Here is a 20,355-nt window from a genome sequence, read left to right as displayed (position 1 = left end):
TGAGTCGTTCGAAACAGAGTTATTCATACACACAAGGTGTAATGGAAAAACACACTGATGTTATTATAACAAGCAGGTATAGGTTTTGCAACATGGGATTTATTTCCCTATGAGTTCCTTTTTGCCTTCATCTCTTCGTCAAGCTTAGCAAAGAACTCTTCATTTGACTTCGTTTGCTTTAGCTTACGTAAAAATTTATCTACAAAGTCAGGCGTATCGGACATCGATTTACGGATGGCCCATAGCTTATCCAGATGATCTTTCGGAATAAGCAACTCTTCCTTACGAGTTCCTGAACGACGGATGTCGATGGCAGGGAATATACGGCGTTCAGCTAGACCGCGATCCAGGTGAAGCTCCATATTACCGGTTCCTTTAAATTCCTCATAAATTACATCATCCATACGAGATCCTGTGTCCACAAGCGCTGTTGCAAGGATGGTTAAGCTACCACCTTCCTCGATGTTACGCGCGGCACCGAAAAATCGTTTCGGACGGTGGAAGGCTGCAGGGTCAATCCCCCCTGATAAGGTACGTCCACTTGGAGGAATCACAAGATTGTACGCACGAGCAAGACGAGTAATACTGTCCATCAGGATAATTACGTCTCGCTTATGCTCCACTAGACGCATCGCACGCTCTAGTACAAGCTCAGCCACTTTAATATGATTTTCAGGTACTTCGTCAAACGTTGAGCTAACCACATCTCCAGCAACCGAACGCTCGATGTCTGTTACCTCTTCCGGACGTTCATCGATTAACAGAACAATTAGCTCAGCTTCGGGATGATTCGTCGTAATGCTATTGGCAATTTGCTTTAATAACATCGTTTTCCCCGCTTTTGGAGGAGCAACAATCAATCCACGCTGACCAAAACCAACAGGAGAAATAAGGTCCATAATTCTCGTGCTCACATGTTTTGGTGACGTTTCAAGCTTCATTTGACGGTCAGGATATAAAGGTGTCAATGCTGGGAAGTGAACACGTTCCTTTGCTGATTCCGGGTCATCACCGTTAACGGCACCAACCTGTAAAAGTCCAAAATAGCGTTCGTTTTCCTTTGGCGGACGAACTTTACCAGATACTTTATCACCATTTCTGAGGTCAAAACGTCTAATTTGTGAGGCTGAAATATAAATATCCTCTGAGCTTGGGGAGTAGTTGATAGGTCGTAGGAAACCGAAGCCTTCAGACTGTATGATTTCAAGGACACCTTCCATAAAGAAAAAGCCCTCTGATTCCGCACGTGCTTTTAAAATCGCAAAAATAAGTTCTTTTTTTGTTAGCTTGCTATAATAAGACACTTTGAAGGTCTTTGCTAGCTCATAAAGCTCTTTTAGCTTCATATTTTCCAGGCTTGAAATTGTTAATTCCATTAGTACACCACTCTTTTACAAAATAAGTTGTTCCACCACTAGCTTTATGAATTTGTTCGATAAAATGGATGGAAAGAATTGAATGTTTGAGGCTTTCTAGAAGTATAAGAAGAGATAGAGAAAGTTATATTCTATAAAGACAAGGCTTTTTATGTAAGCCTTTTTAAAAAACAATTTCTATTTTACCCTTTTTATTAATTATTAATCAACATTATTTTTATAGGGAAGTTAGTCAGGAGGATAATTAAATTAAGAAGGCAGACGAAAGCAGGTCTGCCTTCTTTCTATTTTTTCTTTGTCTATTGATAGGTTATTATGCGTTTTTCAGTTGTTCAAGCTCTTCTTTTGTCATCGCTTCACGCCAGATAGTCGCACCAAGTCCATTTAATTTTTCCACAAGATGGCTGTATCCACGGTCAATATGCTCGAGGCCCGTTACTTCTGTAACTCCTTCTGCCATCAACCCGGCGATCACTAAAGCAGCTCCCGCTCGTAAATCACTTGCCTTCACTTTGGCACCCTGCAGTTTGACAGGACCGTGAATAATTGCTGAGCGACCTTCTACTTTGATGTTTGCATTCATTCTTCTTAATTCATCGATATGCTTAAAACGGGCTCCATAAATCGTATCCGTCACCATGCTTGTCCCAACTGCACTCGTTAACAACGAGGTTAGCGGCTGCTGCAAGTCGGTTGGGAAACCAGGATAGACCAATGTTTTAATATCGACTGCTTTAAAGGATTCAGCTTTTCCTACAAATACTTGGTCATCGCTTGTTTCAATCGGAACACCCATTTCACGAAGCTTCGCAATTAACGACTCTAAGTGTTGAGGAATAATATTATCTATTAACAGCCCGTCCCCTACCGCTGCACCAAGAATTAAATACGTACCTGCCTCAATTCGGTCAGGAATAATCGTATGCTGACAGCCATGAAGCTCGTCCACTCCGTCAATACGAATGACGTCTGTTCCTGCGCCTTTAATCTTTGCCCCCATATTTGTGAGCAACGTAGCTACATCAATAATTTCCGGCTCTTTTGCCGCATTTTCAATGATCGTACGCCCTTTTGCACGAACAGCCGCAAGCATAATATTGATGGTGGCACCAACGCTCACTACGTCCAAATAAATTCTTGCACCGCGAAGCTCGTCCGCACGCAGATAGATCGCGCCTTGTTCATTGGTCACGGTCGCCCCTAGCGCTTCAAAGCCTTTAATATGTTGATCAATCGGTCTCGGCCCTAAATGGCAGCCACCAGGCAATCCAATCACTGCTTTTTTAAAACGACCAAGCATAGCTCCCATTAAATAATAGCTTGCACGAAGTTTCTTTACCTTTCCATTTGGCAAAGGCATAGAAATCATTTCAGAAGGGTCCACCCACATTTCATTGTTTGTAAAAGTGACCTTCCCTCCGATTTCCTCGAGCAATCCTTGTAAAATCTGAACATCGGAAATATCAGGTAATCCTTCAATCGTTACTGGTGAATCGGCTAAAATGGTCGCTGGAATGAGTGCGACTGCACTGTTTTTGGCACCACTTATACGAACGGTTCCCTTTAAAGGATCTCCACCGGCAATCATCAGCTTATCCATCGTTGACTCCCTTCTAAGCCATATCATTCACACAGAATACGTGTTATATCTTGTACTGATTTGGCTCATCTTTTTTATTTTTCCATATATGCTTTTTCGAAAAATCTATACGAGGTATATTCTTCCACTAAAAAAATACAAAAAACGACATATACCACCCTTAATTTATAGTTTACACGAAATTTCAAACTTCATGTATGGAATTATAAAAAAGTTATAAATAGGAAAAATGTCCCATCTATTAATTCTCTCTATTTTTCCAATCTGCTAAAAAGGCTTCGATTCCTTTGTCTGTTAGTGGATGATTGAATAATTGCATAATTACTTTGTATGGTATCGTAGCAATATGCGCTCCACGAAGAGCGGCATCTGTCACGTGTTGCGGATGACGGATCGAAGCAGCAATAATTTCTGTTTCTAAACCATGAACCGCGAAAATATCTGCAATTGTTGTGATTAAGTCGAGACCATTGTAACCGATATCATCTAATCGACCAACAAAAGGAGATACATATGTAGCCCCAGCTCTTGCTGCTAGCAATGCTTGGTTTGCACTAAAAACTAATGTTACGTTTGTCTTGATGCCTTCTTTAGAAAAAGTTGATACCGCTTTTAGACCTTCTGGTGTCATTGGTACTTTAATTGTAATATTTGGAGCAATGGCAGCTAGCTCGCGACCTTCACGAATCATACCTTCTGCATCGAGCGCGATCACTTCTGCACTAACCGAACCTGGAACTAATGCCGTAATCTCACGAAGACGGTCTTCAAATGAAACATTTTTTTCCTTTGCAACTAATGATGGATTTGTTGTAACCCCTGCAACAACTCCTAAAGAATACGCTTCTCTAATTTCTTCCATGTTTGCTGTATCAATAAAAAATTTCACCTGTTCCACTCTCCCTTTTACATTATTCGACTTTTTTCTCAAAATGACATCAATACAATTGAAACCGCCCTTTTCAAGAAAAGGCGGTTTCAACTAATGAAGCAAATAAATTCGATTACGCTCTACCTGAAGAACCGAATTCGCGCATTTTGCCGATAACTGTTTCTTTAATCGCATCGCGAGCTGGTCCTAAGTATTTACGTGGATCGTATTCATCTGGTTTCGCTGCTAACACTTCACGAACCGTTTTTGCAGAAGCAATTTGATTCTCAGTATTTACATTAATTTTTGCTGTTCCAAAAGAGATTGACTTTTGGATGTCAGCTGTTGGGATTCCTGTTCCACCGTGTAGAACTAATGGTACACCAGTAGCTGCACCGATTTCTTCCATTTCTTTGAAGCCTAGGTTAGGTTCACCTTTGTAAGGACCGTGAACAGAACCAAGTGCTGGAGCCAAGCAATCGATACCAGTACGAGATACTAGTTCTTTACACTCTTGAACGTCAGCATAGATAACACCTTCAGCAACAACATCATCCTCTTGTCCGCCAACTGTTCCAAGCTCAGCTTCAACAGATACACCTTTTGAATGAGCATACTCAACTACTTTAGTTGTAGTTTCAATGTTCTCTTCGAAAGGATGGTGAGATGCATCGATCATAACTGATGTAAAACCAGCATCGATTGCTTCCTTACATTTATCAAAGCTTGAACCGTGGTCTAAGTGGATAGCCACAGGTACAGTGATTTTGTAATCTTCTAAAAGACCTTCTACCATTTTTACAACTGTTTTGAAGCCACCCATGTAACGAGCTGCACCCTCAGAAACTCCAAGGATAACTGGAGACTTTTCTGCTTCAGCCGCTTGTAAAATCGCTTGTGTGAACTCAAGGTTGTTCAAGTTGAATTGTCCTACTGCATACCCTTCAGCTTTTGCTTTATTGAGCATGTCTGTCATAGATACTAAAGGCATTCTTCTTCCTCCTATTCATGATGACCTTTTATAGACAGGTTCCCTATTAGAGTTTTCCCTAAACAATTAACGTTATGTAATTTGAGATCCTGACTTTGATTGATCATCCGCTAAATTCATTTGTAATCATACCAAATAAAAAATAGAAATGCTATCAATCTCGGTCACTTTTATAGGATGTCATAAAATAGATGAAATGCAATCGCTACCATTTGTACATTTTGCCATAATTTGCGAAAATCAACTATTTTTTACTGGTAAATACTTCTTAACCGCCGCACGAATATCATCAATATCAAATGGTTTTGCAAAATGAGTGAGTGCTCCAAGATCCTTCGCTTCCTGAATCATATCTAGCTCCCCATAGGCAGTCATAATGATGACACGAATATCCTTTTCAATAACTTTCATTCTTTTTAAAATTTCAATTCCGTCCATACCAGGAATTTTCATATCTAGTAATACAAGGTCTGGCGGATTTTTCGTCACAATTTCAAGAGCTTGTACACCATTTGCCGCTTGAAATGTTTCGTAGCCTTCCTTTTGTAGCACTTCATTTAAAAGAATTCTAATACCAAATTGGTCATCTACTATTAATATTTTGCCTTTCATGAAAAGCCACCTTCTTTTTCTGGATTTTTATTTTTTGTATGTAAATAAACGATTAGGACTATCCACCTTCATGTAGTTCGATACACTACTTAATTTCTCCTGCAAACATTTTACATCAAAATCATATAAATTTTTACAGTTTGGGATTTTACCTTCCTCGTCTGTTTCTTTTATAATATATGAAGATGACGATTTGGAGGCCTTTTATGTTAAAAATGTTCACAACCCAACTGACTGGATTATTTAAAAAAATCCAGGATAAAGAAGACCTTTCCATAGAGGATGGAGCAAGACTACTTTCACAAGCACTTATTGGAGATGGCCATATATTTATTTTTGCAGAGAATGAACTTTCAGCTGTTCAATCCGAAGCTATTCATAGTAAGGAGCCTTTACAACGTGCTCGAGTGCTTGAAGGTTTGCCACAAAGGGATGAGGTGACCGTTGCTGATCGTGTATTGATTTTAGCGAGAACCACTCTCGATGAGCGCGCAGTTGCTGTCGGGAAAGCTCTTGAAGAAAAAGGAATTCCGTTTGTATCTGTTGCCACTGTAGTCGAAGGCAATGGGGAATCTCTGAATGATTTAGCTCATGTTCATATTGATCTTCAATTAAAAAAGGGACTGCTTCCTGATGAAGAAGGAAATCGCTATGGCTACCCTGCTTCCATGGCTGCTCTATATGTTTATTATGGATTAAAATTCACGATTGATGAGATTATGGAAGAATACTGATTGTTTTGCCCCCTAATTGGGGGTATTTTTTATGTACAAAAAAAGCCTCCCATTTCCGGGAGGCCTTCCATATTAGTTTTTAGACTTTAATGATGCTTCAACAAAATCTCTGAATAATGGCTGAGGTCTTGTTGGTCTTGAGATAAATTCAGGGTGGAATTGAGATGCAACGAACCATGGGTGGTCAGCAAGCTCAATGATTTCCACTAAACGACCATCAGGACTTGTACCCGAGAAGATAAAGCCTGCTCGCTCCATTTCTTGACGGTACTGATTGTTGAACTCATAACGATGGCGGTGACGTTCGTACACCACTTCATCATTATAAGCAGCAAATGCTTTTGTGTTTTCTTCTAGCTTACATGGGAAGATACCTAGGCGCAGCGTTCCACCAAGATCTTCGATATCTTTTTGCTCTGGTAAAAGGTCAATGATTGGGAAATTTGTTTCTGGGTTAATTTCCGCAGAGTTCGCGTCTTTGTGACCAAGCACATTACGTGCAAATTCAACAGAAGCCAATTGCATACCAAGACAAATTCCAAGGAAAGGTACTTTGTTTTCACGAGCATATTTAATGGTCGTGATTTTCCCTTCAATTCCACGGTCACCGAAACCACCAGGAACAAGTATTCCATCCACATCAGAAAGAAGCTCACGTGCATTTTCTTCATTCACTTCTTCTGCGTTAATCCACTTGATATCAATATCCGAATCAAATGCAAATCCAGCATGCTTTAATGATTCCACAACAGAGATATACGCATCTTGAAGTTCCACATATTTACCAACTAGTGCAATACGAGTGGTTTTCGACAGATTGCGAACCTTATCTAGTAATGCTAACCATTCCGTCATTTCTGGTTCCGGACTTTGAAGCTTCAAGTGATCGCAAACGATTTGATCCATTTTTTGCTCTTGAAGTGCGATTGGTACTGCATACAATGTGTCTGCATCTTGGCACTCGATGACTGCCTTCGAATCGATATCACAGAATAAAGCAATTTTATCCTTCATGTCTTGTGATACTGGCATTTCTGTACGCACAACGATAATGTTTGGCTGAATTCCTAAGCTGCGAAGTTCTTTTACACTGTGCTGAGTTGGCTTTGTTTTCATTTCACCAGCTGCTTTAATGTAAGGAATCAGTGTACAGTGGATGTACATTACGTTATCACGGCCGATATCACTCTTGATTTGGCGAATTGCTTCAAGGAATGGTAGTGATTCGATATCCCCAACCGTTCCACCGATTTCAGTGATAACCACATCCGCACCTGTTTCACGGCCCGCACGGAAAACGCGCTCTTTAATTTCGTTAGTGATATGCGGAATAACCTGTACCGTTCCACCTAAGTAATCTCCACGGCGCTCTTTCTTTAATACCGTTGAATAGATTTTCCCAGTTGTCACGTTGTTGTACTTGGTTAGGTTAATGTCGATAAAACGCTCGTAGTGACCTAAGTCAAGATCCGTTTCAGCACCATCACCTGTTACGAATACTTCTCCGTGTTGGTACGGGCTCATGGTCCCTGGATCCACGTTAATATATGGATCAAATTTTTGGATCGTTACGCTTAAACCGCGATTTTTTAATAATCGTCCTAAAGACGCTGCTGTGATTCCTTTTCCTAAGGAAGAAACCACTCCACCTGTTACGAAAATATACTTTGTCATCTGTAATCCCCCTCTTATTAAGTTTGTGCATATTTTTAAAATATCAATCCATTACATTGGCAAGGGGATCAAACGATTTTTGAAGACCGAATTTCACACCTGAAAAGAGCCTGTAAAAAAATAAAAACGCCCCTCCTGCTAGAAATAGCAAGGGGAGCGTGAAATTACGTTTCGATTGTTCCTTTTTAAGGAGCCCAAAAAGTATTCTACCTACAGCTCTGTAAAAAGTCAAGTCGAGATCCTACAAAATTCGACTTAAAGATCTTCATCGTCCTCAGCATCAAAATCATCTTCTTCGAGATCTTCATCGTCTTCATCTTCGTCCAGATCGAATTCCTCATCATCTTCGATCAGGTCTTCATCATCGTCTTCTAAATCTTCATCAATGTCATCCTCTAAAAGATCGTCATCGTCGTCTTCGTCATCGAAGTCATCATCCACATCATCGTAGTCGAGCTCTTCTTCCTCTAACTCGTCATACTCTTCAATGTCAAGATCCTCGTCCTCATCGACCACTTTCTTCGCCTTTTTCTTCTTCGGCTTTACAGCTGTTACATGTTCTTCTTCTGTTTGGTCAACTGGATACCAAACGCGAAGACCCCAGCGGTTTTCGCCAATCGTCATAAAGCGTCCATCTATATTTAAGTCTGTATAAAATTGAGCAATTCTCGCTCTCACTTCATCTTGTGTTAATCCACGTAGCTCTGTAATTTCATCCGTTAATTCTTTAAAAGAGACCGCCTGTTTCTTTTCCTTAAGCAATTCAAACGCAATCTCAATTAAGGACATTTCTTGCAACTCTTCTTGAGTAACTTGATTCAAACTCAATATTTGCACTTCCTTTCACTATGTAAAACACGACAAATAAAATATGTACACAATTATTGCATATTCTTCATTATAAACAAAATATGAACCTTTATGCTAGTTCTATCTAATCGATACCAAACTTTTTAGTACTTGCCCTCGCTTTTTTGCCTCTTTTTCTCCTTAACAAACAATCTGACTGCTAAATAGAAGAAAAAAAAGGCCAATAGAAAGAAAGGGATGGCACCAAGCTGCAATGAGTATAGATAAATAGCAGAAACAACAGTAAGAATAACAGCAATAAATTGAAGAAGTTGTTTCAAATATCTCACATCCCGTGAAAATGGTTAGGTCCTTTGTTTGAAAAAGACCGTTTTATCTTCTTCTATTATAGTTAAAATTAGGACATTTTAGGTATGAGTTATGTAAAAAAAGTGTAAAGAGCAAAGAGAAAGCGCTAGCTTTCACTTTGCTCTTTTTCCTACATATTTCTTCTATACTGCCCTCCGACCTCATACAACGCACGGGTTATTTGACCAAGGCTTGCTACTTTGACTGTTGTCATTAGTTCCTCGAAAATATTGCCGTTATTAACTGCTGTTTGTTTAAGTTTTTGCAACGCTTTCGCTATTTGGTCTTTGTTCCTTTCATGGAACTCACGTAAATTTTGAATTTGTAGTTCTTTTTCTTCCTTTGTTGCACGTGCCAGCTCCATATTGTCTGTATCTTCTTCGGATGGAGGATTCGGATTCAAGTACGTGTTGACGCCGATGATTGGCAGCTCACCTGTATGCTTTTTCATTTCATAGTACATCGATTCATCTTGAATCTTTCCGCGCTGGTATTGTGTCTCCATCGCACCGAGTACTCCCCCACGGTCATTCAATCGCTCGAACTCTTGAAGAACCATTTCCTCCACTAAATCCGTGAGTTCCTCAACAATAAAAGAGCCTTGAAGAGGGTTTTCATTTTTCGATAAGCCATGTTCTTTTGTAATAATCATTTGAATCGCCATCGCGCGGCGAACCGACTCTTCTGTTGGGGTTGTGATCGCCTCATCATACGCATTCGTATGAAGCGAGTTACAGTTATCCTGAAGAGCCATGAGTGCTTGAAGCGTAGTGCGGATATCGTTAAAATCAATTTCCTGCGCATGAAGAGAACGCCCGCTTGTTTGAACATGATACTTTAGCTTCTGACTACGCTCATTTGCTCCGTACTTTTCTCTCATCACGGTCGCCCAAATACGGCGGGCCACTCGCCCAATCACTGTATATTCAGGATCAAGTCCGTTGGAGAAAAAGAAGGATAGATTCGGTGCAAAGTCATCAATATGCATGCCACGGCTTAAGTAGTACTCCACATACGTCAGTCCATTGGCAAGTGTAAAGGCAAGCTGAGAAATAGGATTGGCCCCCGCTTCAGCAATATGGTAGCCAGAAATCGAAACCGAATAATAGTTACGAACTTTATGATCAATAAAATATTGCTGAATATCTCCCATCATTCGAAGCGCAAACTCGGTGGAGAAAATACATGTATTCTGCCCTTGATCTTCTTTTAAGATATCCGCTTGAACTGTACCTCTCACGGTTGATAGAGTGGCAGCCTTCACATGAGTCCATTCTTCGAGAGACAGTGGTCGACCTAGTTCCTGTTCCCTTTTTTCCACCTGCTGTTCAATCGCTGTATTCATAAACATCGCCAAAATAATCGGAGCTGGACCATTAATTGTCATGGACACAGAAGTAGATGGATGGCATAAATCAAAGCCATCATACAGCTTTTTCATATCATCTAGAGTACAGATGCTTACACCGCTTTCCCCCACTTTCCCATATATATCTGGTCGATAATCCGGATCTTCTCCATACAAGGTAACCGAATCAAACGCCGTACTCAAGCGCTTCGCATCGTCATCCTTTGAGAGGTAATGAAAGCGTCGGTTTGTCCGTTCTGGTGTTCCTTCCCCTGCGAACTGACGTTTTGGGTCTTCGCCCTCACGCTTGAACGGAAACACTCCTGCTGTGTATGGAAATTCGCCCGGTACATTTTCTTTGTACACCCAACGAATAATTTCTCCATAATCCTTATATTTTGGTAGTACCACCTTTGGAATCCATAAGCCAGACAAGCTTTTTGTTTTTAAAATCGTCACGATTTCCTTGTCGCGGATAACTGTCACAAATCGGTCGGAGCTATACAGCTTTTGTTTTTCCTCCCACGAAGATAACACCTTTTTGGTTTCTGCAGTAAGTTCGGCCTCCACTTGAGCCTTTAGTTCCTCTAGCGCTTTAACTACCGCTTCTTCACCCATGCCTGCTTCCTTAATGGCAGCAAGTGTTCCTTCTACTTGAAAAAGTTTTCGAGCAAGATTCGCTTGTTCCTCCGCTTTTTTATGGTAGTTTCGAACAGCATCTGAGATTTCACGTAAATAATAGCGGCGATCATTAGGGATAATGACGCTCTGCTTTTCTACAAGGGCATTTTTCGTAAAAGTGGTCGGTAATGATGATCCCGTTTTTTCATTCAATGTCTCAATCAATGCTGCAAACAGGGCATTAGTACCCGAATCATTGAACTGGCTTGCAATTGTCCCGTACACCGGCATGTCGTCCAGCTCTTTTTCGAAAAGCATGCGACTTCGCTGGTACTGCTTTTGTACTTGACGAAGAGCATCTTCAGAACCTTTTCGCTCAAACTTATTGATCACGATTAAATCGGCGTAATCGATCATGTCTATTTTCTCAAGCTGTGACGGGGCTCCAAACTCACTCGTCATGACGTACATAGATACATCACAAATCTCTGCGATCTCTGCATCCCCTTGGCCAATTCCACTTGTTTCTACGATGATCAGGTCAAACCCAGCTGCCTTGACCACCGCAATCGCATCTTGGATCGCAAGCGATAGCTCGGTCTTTGATTGCCTGGTCGCTAAGCTCCGCATATACACTCTTGGGGAAAAAATCGCGTTCATTCGGATTCGGTCCCCCAGCAACGCTCCACCCGTTTTTTGCTTGGTAGGGTCCACAGAGAGGACCGCGATCTTTTGCTCCGGTACTTCATTAATAAAGCGTCGAATCAGTTCATCTGTTAACGAGCTTTTTCCCGCCCCACCTGTCCCTGTAATCCCAAGAACAGGAACTGATTTTTGTCGTGCTTTCACCTGCTGCATCACGGTTTCTACCGCAGCGGCGCTTTCTTTATTTGCTCCCACCTGCTGCTCGGCAAAGGTAATTAGCTTGGCTGTTGCAATCGTGTCACCCGAATCTAGCTTAGAAAGGTACGCATCCACCTCCGACGTAATCGTTGGATAATCGCACTCCTCTAGCATAAGGTCAATCATTCCCTGCAAGCCAAGGAGTCTCCCATCTTCAGGTGAGAAGATTCGAGCAATGCCATATTGATGAAGCTCCTTAATCTCACGGGGAATAATGACGCCACCTCCACCGCCATAAATACGAATATGTGTGGCACCCTTTTCCTTTAAAAGGTCATACATATACTTAAAGTACTCAACATGTCCCCCTTGGTAAGAAGAGATCGCAATTCCTTGAACATCCTCTTGAATGGCAGCATTCACCACTTCTTCAACCGAGCGGTTATGGCCTAAGTGGATGACTTCAGCCCCACTTGCCTGTAGGATTCTTCTCATAATATTTATGGAGGCATCATGACCGTCAAACAAGCTAGATGCGGTGACAAATCGGATATGATGCGTTGGTTTATATGTTGGTTTCGTACTCATTGTTCTCCTCCCATCCTCGTTATGCCTGAAAACAATAGCTCGGTTTGAAGAGTAATGTATTCTTCAAGCGTGTAGAGCTTTTGGAGTGCCCAGCGTCTGAATCCCCACATTTGTCCTTGAACAAAAATATTATGAGCAATCATTTTCACCTGTTTTTCACTAAGGCTAATCTCTCCATTTTCCACGCAGCGGGCAATGACATCCTCAAACATCGCCACCATTTCCATTTCTTTTCTTAGTACATACGGAAGAGCATCCTTGTTCAGCGATTTTGCCTCCTGGTACATAACAAGCACTTCTGACTGAAGCTCATCCATGACGCGAAAATAGTTGGCAATTCCTCGCTCCAAGCTTTGTAACGTTCCCTTTTTCGTATCTAAATCCTTTTGCAACCGCTCCTGCACTTCGTCGTAAATATGATCACAGACCAGGTACAACACATCCTCCTTCGTCCGTATATATTCATACAAGGTTCCAATGCTAAAGCCGGATGCCTTCGCAATTTCTCTAGTTGTAGTGCGATGAAAGCCCTTCTCTTTAAAAAGCGCAACCGCCCCTTTGATCATCTGGTCACGCCTTTTTACGACGAGCTGTTCATCCTTCACAGAGGCATGAACTTCTCTTTTTTTCATCGATTTTTCTACCCCTTTAGAGATTAGTTGGTTTTGGGTATTCGGTTTTTGGTGGCTGGGTTTTGTTCACTTTGGTTTTTGGTTTTTGTGATTGGAAGTTTGTTCACCTAAGGGGTATGGTTTGATTACCACGAGATGTTATTTTTCAGGAGAACGGGAAGCTAACTGGTACTTTGGTTACCGTGGCTCCTCTTTTTTAGACCCTTGGGGAACCTAACAGGCACTTTAGTTACCGCAACCTCGGTAATTTTCGGCCCACGGGCATCAAACAGGTACTTAAGTGCCCGTGCGGCTCTTTTTTTCTCCCCCATGGGCACTCAATCACACTTTCAGTTCCCACACAGCTCGTTTTTCCTCCCCCTCAGGCACTCAACCTCGCTTTCAGTTCCCACCAAGCTTCTTTTTCCTCCCCCATGGGCACTCAATTAACAAAAAGCCACTTACTAAAACCAACCCCAAAGTTCTCTCTTCTATTTCGTGACCATCCGTGAGATAACGAGTCGCTGAATTTCCTGTGTTCCTTCATAAATTTGCGTGATTTTTGCGTCGCGCATATATCGTTCCACCGGATAATCCTTTGTGTATCCATAGCCGCCAAAGATTTGAACCGCTTCTGTGGTTACTTTCATGGCGGTGTCACCCGCAAACAATTTAGACATCGCCGATTCCTTTCCATATGGAAGACCTTCCGACTCTAGCCAAGCCGCTTGATAGGTTAATAATCTAGAAGCTTCAATGCTTGTCGCCATATCCGCTAGCTTAAAGCCAACACCTTGCTGCTGGGCGATTGGCTTTCCAAACTGTACGCGTTCTTTGGCATAATCGGTCGCTGCATCGAGTGCACCCTGTGCGATTCCGACGGCTTGAGCCGCAATTCCGTTCCGTCCACCATCAAGCGTCATCATCGCAATTTTAAACCCTTCGCCCTCAGCCCCAAGCATGTTAGCTGCAGGTACACGACAGTCTTCGAAGATGATTTCTGTTGTTGGTGACGAACGAATGCCTAGCTTTTTTTCCTTTTTCCCTACCGAAAAGCCCGGGGTATCACTTTCAACAATAAAGGCAGACGTTCCCTTATGCTTTTGCGTGGCATCTGTTACGGCAAAGACGACATAAATATCGGCAATGCCACCATTCGTGATAAAGATTTTGGAGCCATTTAAAATAAAATCATCACCATCTCGACGTGCCGTTGTTTTCATGCCACCTGCATCAGACCCGCTACCAGGTTCGGTTAACCCGTAACCGCCGATTTTTTCGCCTAATGCCATCGGACGCAAAAACTTTTGCTTTTGATCTTCACTACCAAACTTATAAATAGGCCAGCCTGCTAAAGAGGTATGAGCGGACAGCGTCACACCCGTTGACGCACACACACGAGATAGTTCTTCAACCGCGATACAATAGGCTAAATAATCACTGCCAATTCCACCGTACTCTTCTGGCCACGGAATACCCGTCAAACCAAGCTCTGCCATTTTGTCGAAAATCTCACGGTCAAATCGTTCTTCTTCATCTCTTTCAGCAGCAGTTGGTGCCACTTCATTTCGCGCAAAGTCACGAACCATCTTACGAATCATTTCATGTTCTTCTGACAATTTGAAATTCATCTTGTTCCCCTCGCTTTTTCAATATCTATAAATGTTTGCTAATAACGATGCGTTGAATTTCGCTCGTTCCTTCGTATATTTCGGTCACTTTTGCATCTCGGAAAAAACGCTCGACTGGGTAATCCTCTGTATATCCGTATCCACCAAATACTTGAATGGCCTCAGTGGTTACCTCCATCGCCGTTTTGGAAGCAAATAATTTGGCCATCGAAGCTTCTTTTCCACATGGTTGCCCTAGGGAACGAAGCTGGGCTGCTCGGTAGATTAATAGTTTTGCCGCTTCAATATTCGTTGCCATATCAGCTAATTTAAACCCCACTCCTTGCTGATGGGAGATCGGCTTTCCAAACTGGATACGCTGTTTCGCGTAATCGACAGCTGCCTCATAGGCTGCTTCGGCAATTCCAAGTGCCTGTGCAGCAATGCCGATTCTTCCGACATCCAAATTGCCAAGAGCGATTTTTAGGCCTTGGCCCTCTTCTCCGAGTAAGTTTTCTACCGGCACATGCATATCTTCAAATGTGAGCTGAACGGTTCGTGACCCGTGCAAGCCCATCTTGTGCTCGTCTTTCCCGATTACAAGTCCTGGGGTATTTTTTTCAACGATAAAAGCTGAAATTCCTTTGCCTTCAATCGAGGCAAACACAATGTAAATATCTGCTTCCCCACCATTTGTGATAAACACTTTCGAGCCGTTGATGACATACTGATTCTCTTGTTTGACGACACGTGATTTTAAGCTAGCAGCGTCAGAACCCGCACTTGGTTCGGTTAGGCAAAAGGCGCCCAAGTATTCTCCACTTGCGAGCTTCGGGACATACTTTTTCTTTTGCGCTTCATTACCAAAATAAAGAATCGGATTTGTACCGACTGATGTATGCACGGAGAGAATCACTCCGATTGTGGCACTTACTTTTGAAAGCTCATGAATCGCTATGATATAAGAGGTGAAATCCATCTCTGCTCCGCCGTACTGTTCAGGAACAGGTATCCCCATGAGGCCGAGTTCCCCCATTTGCTTAAGGATGCCTCTTGGAAACTCCCCTTGTTCCATTTTTTCAATAAATGGACTGATCTCGGTTCGGGCAAAATCCTGAACCATCTTTCTCATCATCTGCTGTTCTTCCGTCCATCGTAAATCCATCTCATTTCCTCCTGATATAGGGGTAATTAACTATACTCATAAAATCCGCGACCTGATTTCTTACCGAGCCAGCCAGCTTTTACGTATTTGCGCAGCAGTGGGCATGGGCGGTATTTGCTGTCGCCAAAGCCTTCATAGAGGGTTTCCATAATATACAGACAAGTATCTAGCCCGATAAAGTCGGCCAAGGTGAGTGGGCCCATTGGGTGATTCATCCCAAGCTTCATGACCTCGTCGATAGCCTCCTTCGTCGCTACCCCTTCATAAAGAGTGTATATCGCTTCGTTAATCATAGGCATGAGAATTCGATTGGATACAAATCCAGGGAAATCATTCACTTCAACTGGCACTTTTCCAATCGTTTTTGTCATGCCTTCAATGAGTTCATATACCTCGTCGTCCGTTGCCAGGCCGCGGATGATTTCTACGAGCTTCATCACGGGGACAGGGTTCATAAAGTGCATACCGATGACTTTTTCTGGCCTGGAGGTTGCTGCCGCAATTTCTGTAATCGGTAGCGAGGAGGTGTTGCTTGCTAAGATCGCGTGATCAGGAGCTATTTTATCGAGCTCACGGAAAATCTTTGTTTTGACCTCCATGTTTTCCATTGCTGCTTCGATCACTAGGTCTACACCACTTGCGTTATGCAAATCGGTGGAAGGTTGGATGTAGGCTATAATCACTTCCATTTGATCTTGTGTCATTTTCCCTTTGTCCACTTGGCGCGCTAGGTTTTTCTGGATCACCCCAAGCCCACGCAAAACGAAGTCTTCCTTTAAATCATGCAGTATGACATCGTAACCTGCTTGAGCACACACTTGAGCAATTCCCGATCCCATCTGGCCTGCACCAATGACCATTACCTTTTTGATTTCCATCTTATCCCCCTTTTCTACATTACAAGTTCTTAAAAAAGGGGATATTCCGTACAAGACTGTCGGAGATCCCCCAAAAAGACTACTGCTTTGGCACCTCAATCATAATCGCATCTCCTTGCCCTCCACCTGAGCAAATCGCTGCTACACCGATTCCACCGCCACGTCTTTTTAACTCATACATTAACGTAATGATGATTCTTGCCCCACTTGCACCGATCGGGTGACCAATTGCTACGGCTCCACCATTCACATTGACCTTTTCATGATCAAGTCCCGCGATTTCTGCACTTGCCAAGGCAACAGCCGCGAACGCTTCATTAATTTCAAATAGGTCAATCTCCTCAACTGATTTGCCCGTTTTCTTTAACAACTCGTTGATCACGATTCCCGGTGTTTTCGGGAAATCCTTCGCTTCTACCGCGACAGCTGCCTGCCCAATAATGTACGCTTCTGGTGTTCTTCCTTCACGAGCCGCTCGTTCTTCACTCATCAGTACCAAGGCGGCAGCTCCATCATTTACTCCCGGTGCATTTCCTGCTGTGATCGTTCCGTCTGAGTTAAACACTGGCGCAAGCTTTGCCAGCTTTTCAATGCTAGTATCTTTTCTCGGAGACTCATCTGCCGCCACTACAAGTGGTTCGCCTTTACGCTGTGGAACTTGAACCGCTACTATTTCTTCGGCTAAAGCACCGGACTCCATTGCTTGAACGGTACGCTGATGACTTCTTAGCGCCCATTGATCCTGCTCCTCACGCGACAGCTCCATTTCCTTGGCCACACCATTTCCGTATGTTCCCATATGAACGCCTGTAAACGTACAAGTAAGTCCGTCATATACCATTAAATCCTTTACCGAAGAATCGCCCATTCGTAATCCCCAACGAGCTTTTGGAAGAAAATAAGGAGCGTTACTCATCGACTCCATACCTCCGGCAACGATCACTTCTTCGTCTCCTAAACGGATAATCTGATCTCCCAACGTCACACTTCTCATTCCAGAAGCACAAACTTTATTGATTGTTTCTGTTTTTACATTCCATGGAAGTCCAGCTTTTTGAGCCGCTTGTCGTGATGGAATCTGCCCCTGCCCCCCTTGCAGAACCGTTCCAAAAATCACTTCATCCACTTTTTCTGCATCCACACCTGCGCGACCAAGTGCCTCCTTGATCACCAATCCCCCTAAATCAGATGCAGTAAATGAGCTTAAGCTTCCGCCCATTTTTCCAAAAGGTGTACGAACTCCGCTTAAAATAACTGTTTTCCCCATGTTACTCTCCCCTTTTTCGTATTCATTTGTTTGGATTGTTTTCTTTTTGTGATTGACTCTGAGATGTGACTGAACGCTCGCTCAGTAAGTGAGGTGGAAAAAAGGAGAATTCGAATTTCTCCTTTGAAGTAAATACAAATTGTAAGCGCTTTATTACCTTCTTCTATTTTACTATCAAAATAGTTAGAATAGAAATAATTTACATAAAAATCATGCAAATTATTTCTATCCACTTTATGACACGATTTGTGCCTCACCGATAACCGCTTTTTCTAAAAGCTCTGCCACGTCATAGGTTGAGACCGTTTCTTCCACTTCCTTTGCCTTTGTTCCATCTGAAAGCATGGTTAGGCAATAAGGGCATCCAGATGAGATAACTGACGGTTTAACAGCTAATGCTTGCTCTGTTCTCGCTACATTGATACGTTGGCCAGTTTCTTCTTCCATCCACATAAGGCCACCACCAGCTCCGCAACACATTCCTGTATCTCTGTTACGAGTCATTTCTACGAGGGTAACGCCCGGAATGGCTTTTAAAATATCGCGTGGTGCTTCATACACTTCATTGTAGCGTCCTAAATAACAAGAATCGTGGAACGTAATCGTTTCATTCACTTCAAACTTTGGCTTTAGTCTTCCAGTCTTCACAAGCTCCGCAAGCAGCTCGGTATGATGGTACACTTCTGCTTTTAATCCGAAATCAGGGTATTCATTTTTGAATGTGTTATACGCATGAGGATCGATCGTCACGATTTTCTTTACTTCGTTCTTCTCAAATTCCTCGATATTCTTTGTTGCAAGCTCTTGGAATACAAACTCATTTCCTAGACGTCTTGCCGTATCACCCGAGTTCTTTTCCTTGCTTCCTAAAATGGCAAACTTGACACCTGCTTCGTTTAAAAGCTTCGCAAAGGACAAAGCAATTTTTTGACTACGGTTATCATAAGAGCCCATAGACCCCACCCAGAACAAGTACTCAAATTCTTCGCCAGACTTTTTCAATTCTTTAACCGTTGGAATGACCACGTCCGTTCTCTCATCTCGCCAGTTCTCACGCTCTTTGCGGTTCAGTCCCCAAGGGTTCCCTTGACGTTCGATGTTTTGCATCGCTCTTTGTGCATCGGCATCCATTTTTCCTTCTGTTAGAACAAGATAACGGCGAAGGTCGATAATTTTATCCACATGTTCATTCATGACCGGACATTGATCTTCACAGTTACGGCAAGTGGTACAAGCCCAAATTTCTTCTTCTGTAATAACATCTCCGATCAAGCTTGGACTGTAAGCTAGGCCTGCTGCAGACTCCTGAACCCCTTTTCCAGCAGCTGCTAAGGCAATTTGATTTCCTTTTGTATTGGAAAAAGCAAAGGTCGGAACCCATGGCTGCTTTTGTGTAATAGCCGCCCCGTGATTCGTTAAGTGATCGCGCATTTTTAAGATCAAATCCATCGGCGACAGCATCTTTCCTGTCCCTGTTGCTGGACACATATTCGTACAGCGTCCACATTCTACACACGCGTATAAGTCGATGAGCTGATGCTGAGTAAAATCCTCTATTTTCCCCACACCGAATGTTTCTTGTGTTTCGTCTTCAAAATCAATCTTTGTTAATTTCCCTGGCTTTTCTAAACGATTAAAATACACATTGGCTGGACCTGCAATCAAATGTGCGTGCTTGGACTGTGGAACGTACACAAGAAACGCAAGTAAGAACAATAGATGAACCCACCATGCCACATAAAAAATCGCGATGGAACCTGTTTCTCCTACCCAGGAAAATGCGACGCTCACCAATGAAGCAATCGGCTCTGTCCATGACGCTTCATGACCATGCCAGATAAGACTCATACCATTTCCAACAAGTACGGAAAGCATTAATCCACCGATAAAAATTAACACGAGTCCCGATTTGAAATTCCGTTTCAAACGAACCAATTTTTCAACATATCGACGATGAAACGCCCAAAAAACGGCAACTAAAATCATTAAAGTGACAAGTTCCTGAAAAAACGTAAATCCTGGATACAGAGGCCCTAGTGGCAAGTGCGTACCAGGTACAAGACCTTTCAAAATAAAGTCGATAGCCCCAAATTGTACAAGAATAAAACCGTAAAAAAACATCACATGAATAATTCCACTTTTCTTATCCTTTAACAGCTTTTTTTGACCGAATACATTGACCCAGATCTTTTCGAGTCTTTCCTTTACTCGAGAATCAAACTCAACCTTTTTCCCGAGCTTTATGTACTCGATTCTCGTTCTGACAACATAAACAAACAGACTAACTGCGTAAGCGGTTACAATTAAGAAAGCAATCAAGTTGATCCAAAGCAAGCTATTCATCTTTTCTACCCCTTTCTGGCTCACTCGAACTCCCCTTCAAGCAGCACAGGTTTTGCGTGAAAATG

Annotated in this window: 17 protein-coding genes; 1 reads left to right on the top strand and 16 read right to left on the bottom strand. The window is 42.5% G+C overall.

The window, feature by feature from the left end; genetic code table 11:
• Positions 1-107: 107 nt before the first annotated feature.
• From rho to M3175_RS15160, 5 genes are all read right to left on the bottom strand, one after another.
• Positions 108-1,376 (bottom strand): transcription termination factor Rho, encoded by a 1,269-nt coding sequence (gene rho / locus M3175_RS15180; protein WP_160545872.1) that lies wholly within the window; start codon positions 1,374-1,376, stop codon positions 108-110.
• Positions 1,377-1,689: 313 nt separating this feature from the next.
• Complete coding sequence (murA, locus tag M3175_RS15175) at positions 1,690-2,976, bottom strand: UDP-N-acetylglucosamine 1-carboxyvinyltransferase (protein ID WP_160545873.1); 1,287 nt, start codon at positions 2,974-2,976, stop codon at positions 1,690-1,692.
• A gap of 241 nt (positions 2,977-3,217) precedes the next feature.
• A complete protein-coding gene (fsa, locus tag M3175_RS15170; RefSeq protein WP_251520975.1) occupies positions 3,218-3,865 on the bottom strand; it encodes a fructose-6-phosphate aldolase in 648 nt (215 codons plus the stop codon).
• 115 nt (positions 3,866-3,980) lie between these two features.
• A complete protein-coding gene (locus M3175_RS15165; RefSeq protein ID WP_160545874.1) occupies positions 3,981-4,838 on the bottom strand; it encodes a class II fructose-bisphosphate aldolase in 858 nt (285 codons plus the stop codon).
• Between the two features lie 240 nt (positions 4,839-5,078).
• Positions 5,079-5,450, bottom strand: coding sequence for a response regulator (locus M3175_RS15160; protein ID WP_119710273.1), 372 nt, complete (start codon positions 5,448-5,450; stop codon positions 5,079-5,081).
• Between the two features lie 206 nt (positions 5,451-5,656).
• On the opposite strand from M3175_RS15160, the gene M3175_RS15155 reads away from it, so the two are divergent.
• Complete coding sequence (locus M3175_RS15155) at positions 5,657-6,184, top strand: DUF2529 domain-containing protein (protein ID WP_251520535.1); 528 nt, start codon at positions 5,657-5,659, stop codon at positions 6,182-6,184.
• Positions 6,185-6,256: 72 nt separating this feature from the next.
• Here the strand turns inward: M3175_RS15155 and pyrG are convergent, their stop codons facing one another.
• The 11 genes from pyrG to M3175_RS15100 form a co-directional block, all read right to left on the bottom strand.
• Positions 6,257-7,858, bottom strand: coding sequence for a CTP synthase (pyrG, locus tag M3175_RS15150; RefSeq protein ID WP_251520532.1), 1,602 nt, complete (start codon positions 7,856-7,858; stop codon positions 6,257-6,259).
• Positions 7,859-8,113: 255 nt separating this feature from the next.
• Positions 8,114-8,695, bottom strand: coding sequence for a DNA-directed RNA polymerase subunit delta (rpoE, locus tag M3175_RS15145; RefSeq protein WP_371321700.1), 582 nt, complete (start codon positions 8,693-8,695; stop codon positions 8,114-8,116).
• Between the two features lie 116 nt (positions 8,696-8,811).
• Positions 8,812-8,988 (bottom strand): hypothetical protein, encoded by a 177-nt coding sequence (locus tag M3175_RS15140; RefSeq protein ID WP_251520529.1) that lies wholly within the window; start codon positions 8,986-8,988, stop codon positions 8,812-8,814.
• Positions 8,989-9,146: 158 nt separating this feature from the next.
• Entirely contained in the window at positions 9,147-12,416 is a 3,270-nt protein-coding gene (icmF, locus tag M3175_RS15135) for a fused isobutyryl-CoA mutase/GTPase IcmF (protein ID WP_251520527.1), read from the bottom strand.
• A complete protein-coding gene (locus tag M3175_RS15130) occupies positions 12,413-13,048 on the bottom strand; it encodes a TetR/AcrR family transcriptional regulator (RefSeq protein WP_251520525.1) in 636 nt (211 codons plus the stop codon). The genes icmF and M3175_RS15130 overlap by 4 nt, the downstream gene beginning before the upstream one ends.
• A 470-nt stretch (positions 13,049-13,518) precedes the next feature.
• Positions 13,519-14,658, bottom strand: a complete 1,140-nt coding sequence (locus M3175_RS15125) for an acyl-CoA dehydrogenase (RefSeq protein ID WP_251520523.1) — start codon at positions 14,656-14,658, stop codon at positions 13,519-13,521.
• A gap of 25 nt (positions 14,659-14,683) precedes the next feature.
• Entirely contained in the window at positions 14,684-15,802 is a 1,119-nt protein-coding gene (locus M3175_RS15120) for an acyl-CoA dehydrogenase (protein ID WP_251520521.1), read from the bottom strand.
• 26 nt (positions 15,803-15,828) lie between these two features.
• Positions 15,829-16,680 (bottom strand): 3-hydroxybutyryl-CoA dehydrogenase, encoded by an 852-nt coding sequence (locus M3175_RS15115; RefSeq protein ID WP_251520971.1) that lies wholly within the window; start codon positions 16,678-16,680, stop codon positions 15,829-15,831.
• Between the two features lie 79 nt (positions 16,681-16,759).
• Complete coding sequence (locus M3175_RS15110; RefSeq protein WP_251520519.1) at positions 16,760-17,947, bottom strand: acetyl-CoA C-acetyltransferase; 1,188 nt, start codon at positions 17,945-17,947, stop codon at positions 16,760-16,762.
• Complete coding sequence (locus M3175_RS15105) at positions 17,926-18,180, bottom strand: hypothetical protein (RefSeq protein ID WP_251520517.1); 255 nt, start codon at positions 18,178-18,180, stop codon at positions 17,926-17,928. The genes M3175_RS15110 and M3175_RS15105 overlap by 22 nt, the downstream gene beginning before the upstream one ends.
• Position 18,181: 1 nt before the next feature.
• Positions 18,182-20,290 carry a (Fe-S)-binding protein gene (locus M3175_RS15100; RefSeq protein WP_251520969.1) on the bottom strand — a complete coding sequence of 703 codons (2,109 nt, stop codon included), beginning with the start codon at positions 20,288-20,290 and terminating at the stop codon, positions 18,182-18,184.
• Between the last annotated feature and the right edge of the window lie 65 nt (positions 20,291-20,355).

The sequence above is a fragment of the Robertmurraya korlensis genome, assembly GCF_023715225.1.
In the GTDB taxonomy this organism is placed as follows: Bacteria; Bacillota; Bacilli; order Bacillales; family Cytobacillaceae; genus Robertmurraya_A.
The sequence above is the reverse complement of the archived record's forward strand: the minus strand, read 5'-3'. Positions and strand labels throughout refer to the sequence as shown.

What these genes read in the sequence shown, in the direction of transcription:
- rho (WP_160545872.1), bottom strand. Translation starts at nt 1,376, where the DNA reads ATGGAATTAACAATTTCAAGCCTGGAAAATATGAAGCTAAAAGAGCTT.
- murA (WP_160545873.1), bottom strand. Translation starts at nt 2,976, where the DNA reads ATGGATAAGCTGATGATTGCCGGTGGAGATCCTTTAAAGGGAACCGTT.
- M3175_RS15165 (WP_160545874.1), bottom strand. Translation starts at nt 4,838, where the DNA reads ATGCCTTTAGTATCTATGACAGACATGCTCAATAAAGCAAAAGCTGAA.
- M3175_RS15160 (WP_119710273.1), bottom strand. Translation starts at nt 5,450, where the DNA reads ATGAAAGGCAAAATATTAATAGTAGATGACCAATTTGGTATTAGAATT.
- M3175_RS15155 (WP_251520535.1), top strand. Translation starts at nt 5,657, where the DNA reads ATGTTAAAAATGTTCACAACCCAACTGACTGGATTATTTAAAAAAATC.
- pyrG (WP_251520532.1), bottom strand. Translation starts at nt 7,858, where the DNA reads ATGACAAAGTATATTTTCGTAACAGGTGGAGTGGTTTCTTCCTTAGGA.
- icmF (WP_251520527.1), bottom strand. Translation starts at nt 12,416, where the DNA reads ATGAGTACGAAACCAACATATAAACCAACGCATCATATCCGATTTGTC.
- M3175_RS15130 (WP_251520525.1), bottom strand. Translation starts at nt 13,048, where the DNA reads ATGAAAAAAAGAGAAGTTCATGCCTCTGTGAAGGATGAACAGCTCGTC.
- M3175_RS15125 (WP_251520523.1), bottom strand. Translation starts at nt 14,658, where the DNA reads ATGAATTTCAAATTGTCAGAAGAACATGAAATGATTCGTAAGATGGTT.
- M3175_RS15120 (WP_251520521.1), bottom strand. Translation starts at nt 15,802, where the DNA reads ATGGATTTACGATGGACGGAAGAACAGCAGATGATGAGAAAGATGGTT.
- M3175_RS15115 (WP_251520971.1), bottom strand. Translation starts at nt 16,680, where the DNA reads ATGGAAATCAAAAAGGTAATGGTCATTGGTGCAGGCCAGATGGGATCG.
- M3175_RS15110 (WP_251520519.1), bottom strand. Translation starts at nt 17,947, where the DNA reads ATGGGGAAAACAGTTATTTTAAGCGGAGTTCGTACACCTTTTGGAAAA.
- M3175_RS15100 (WP_251520969.1), bottom strand. Translation starts at nt 20,290, where the DNA reads ATGAATAGCTTGCTTTGGATCAACTTGATTGCTTTCTTAATTGTAACC.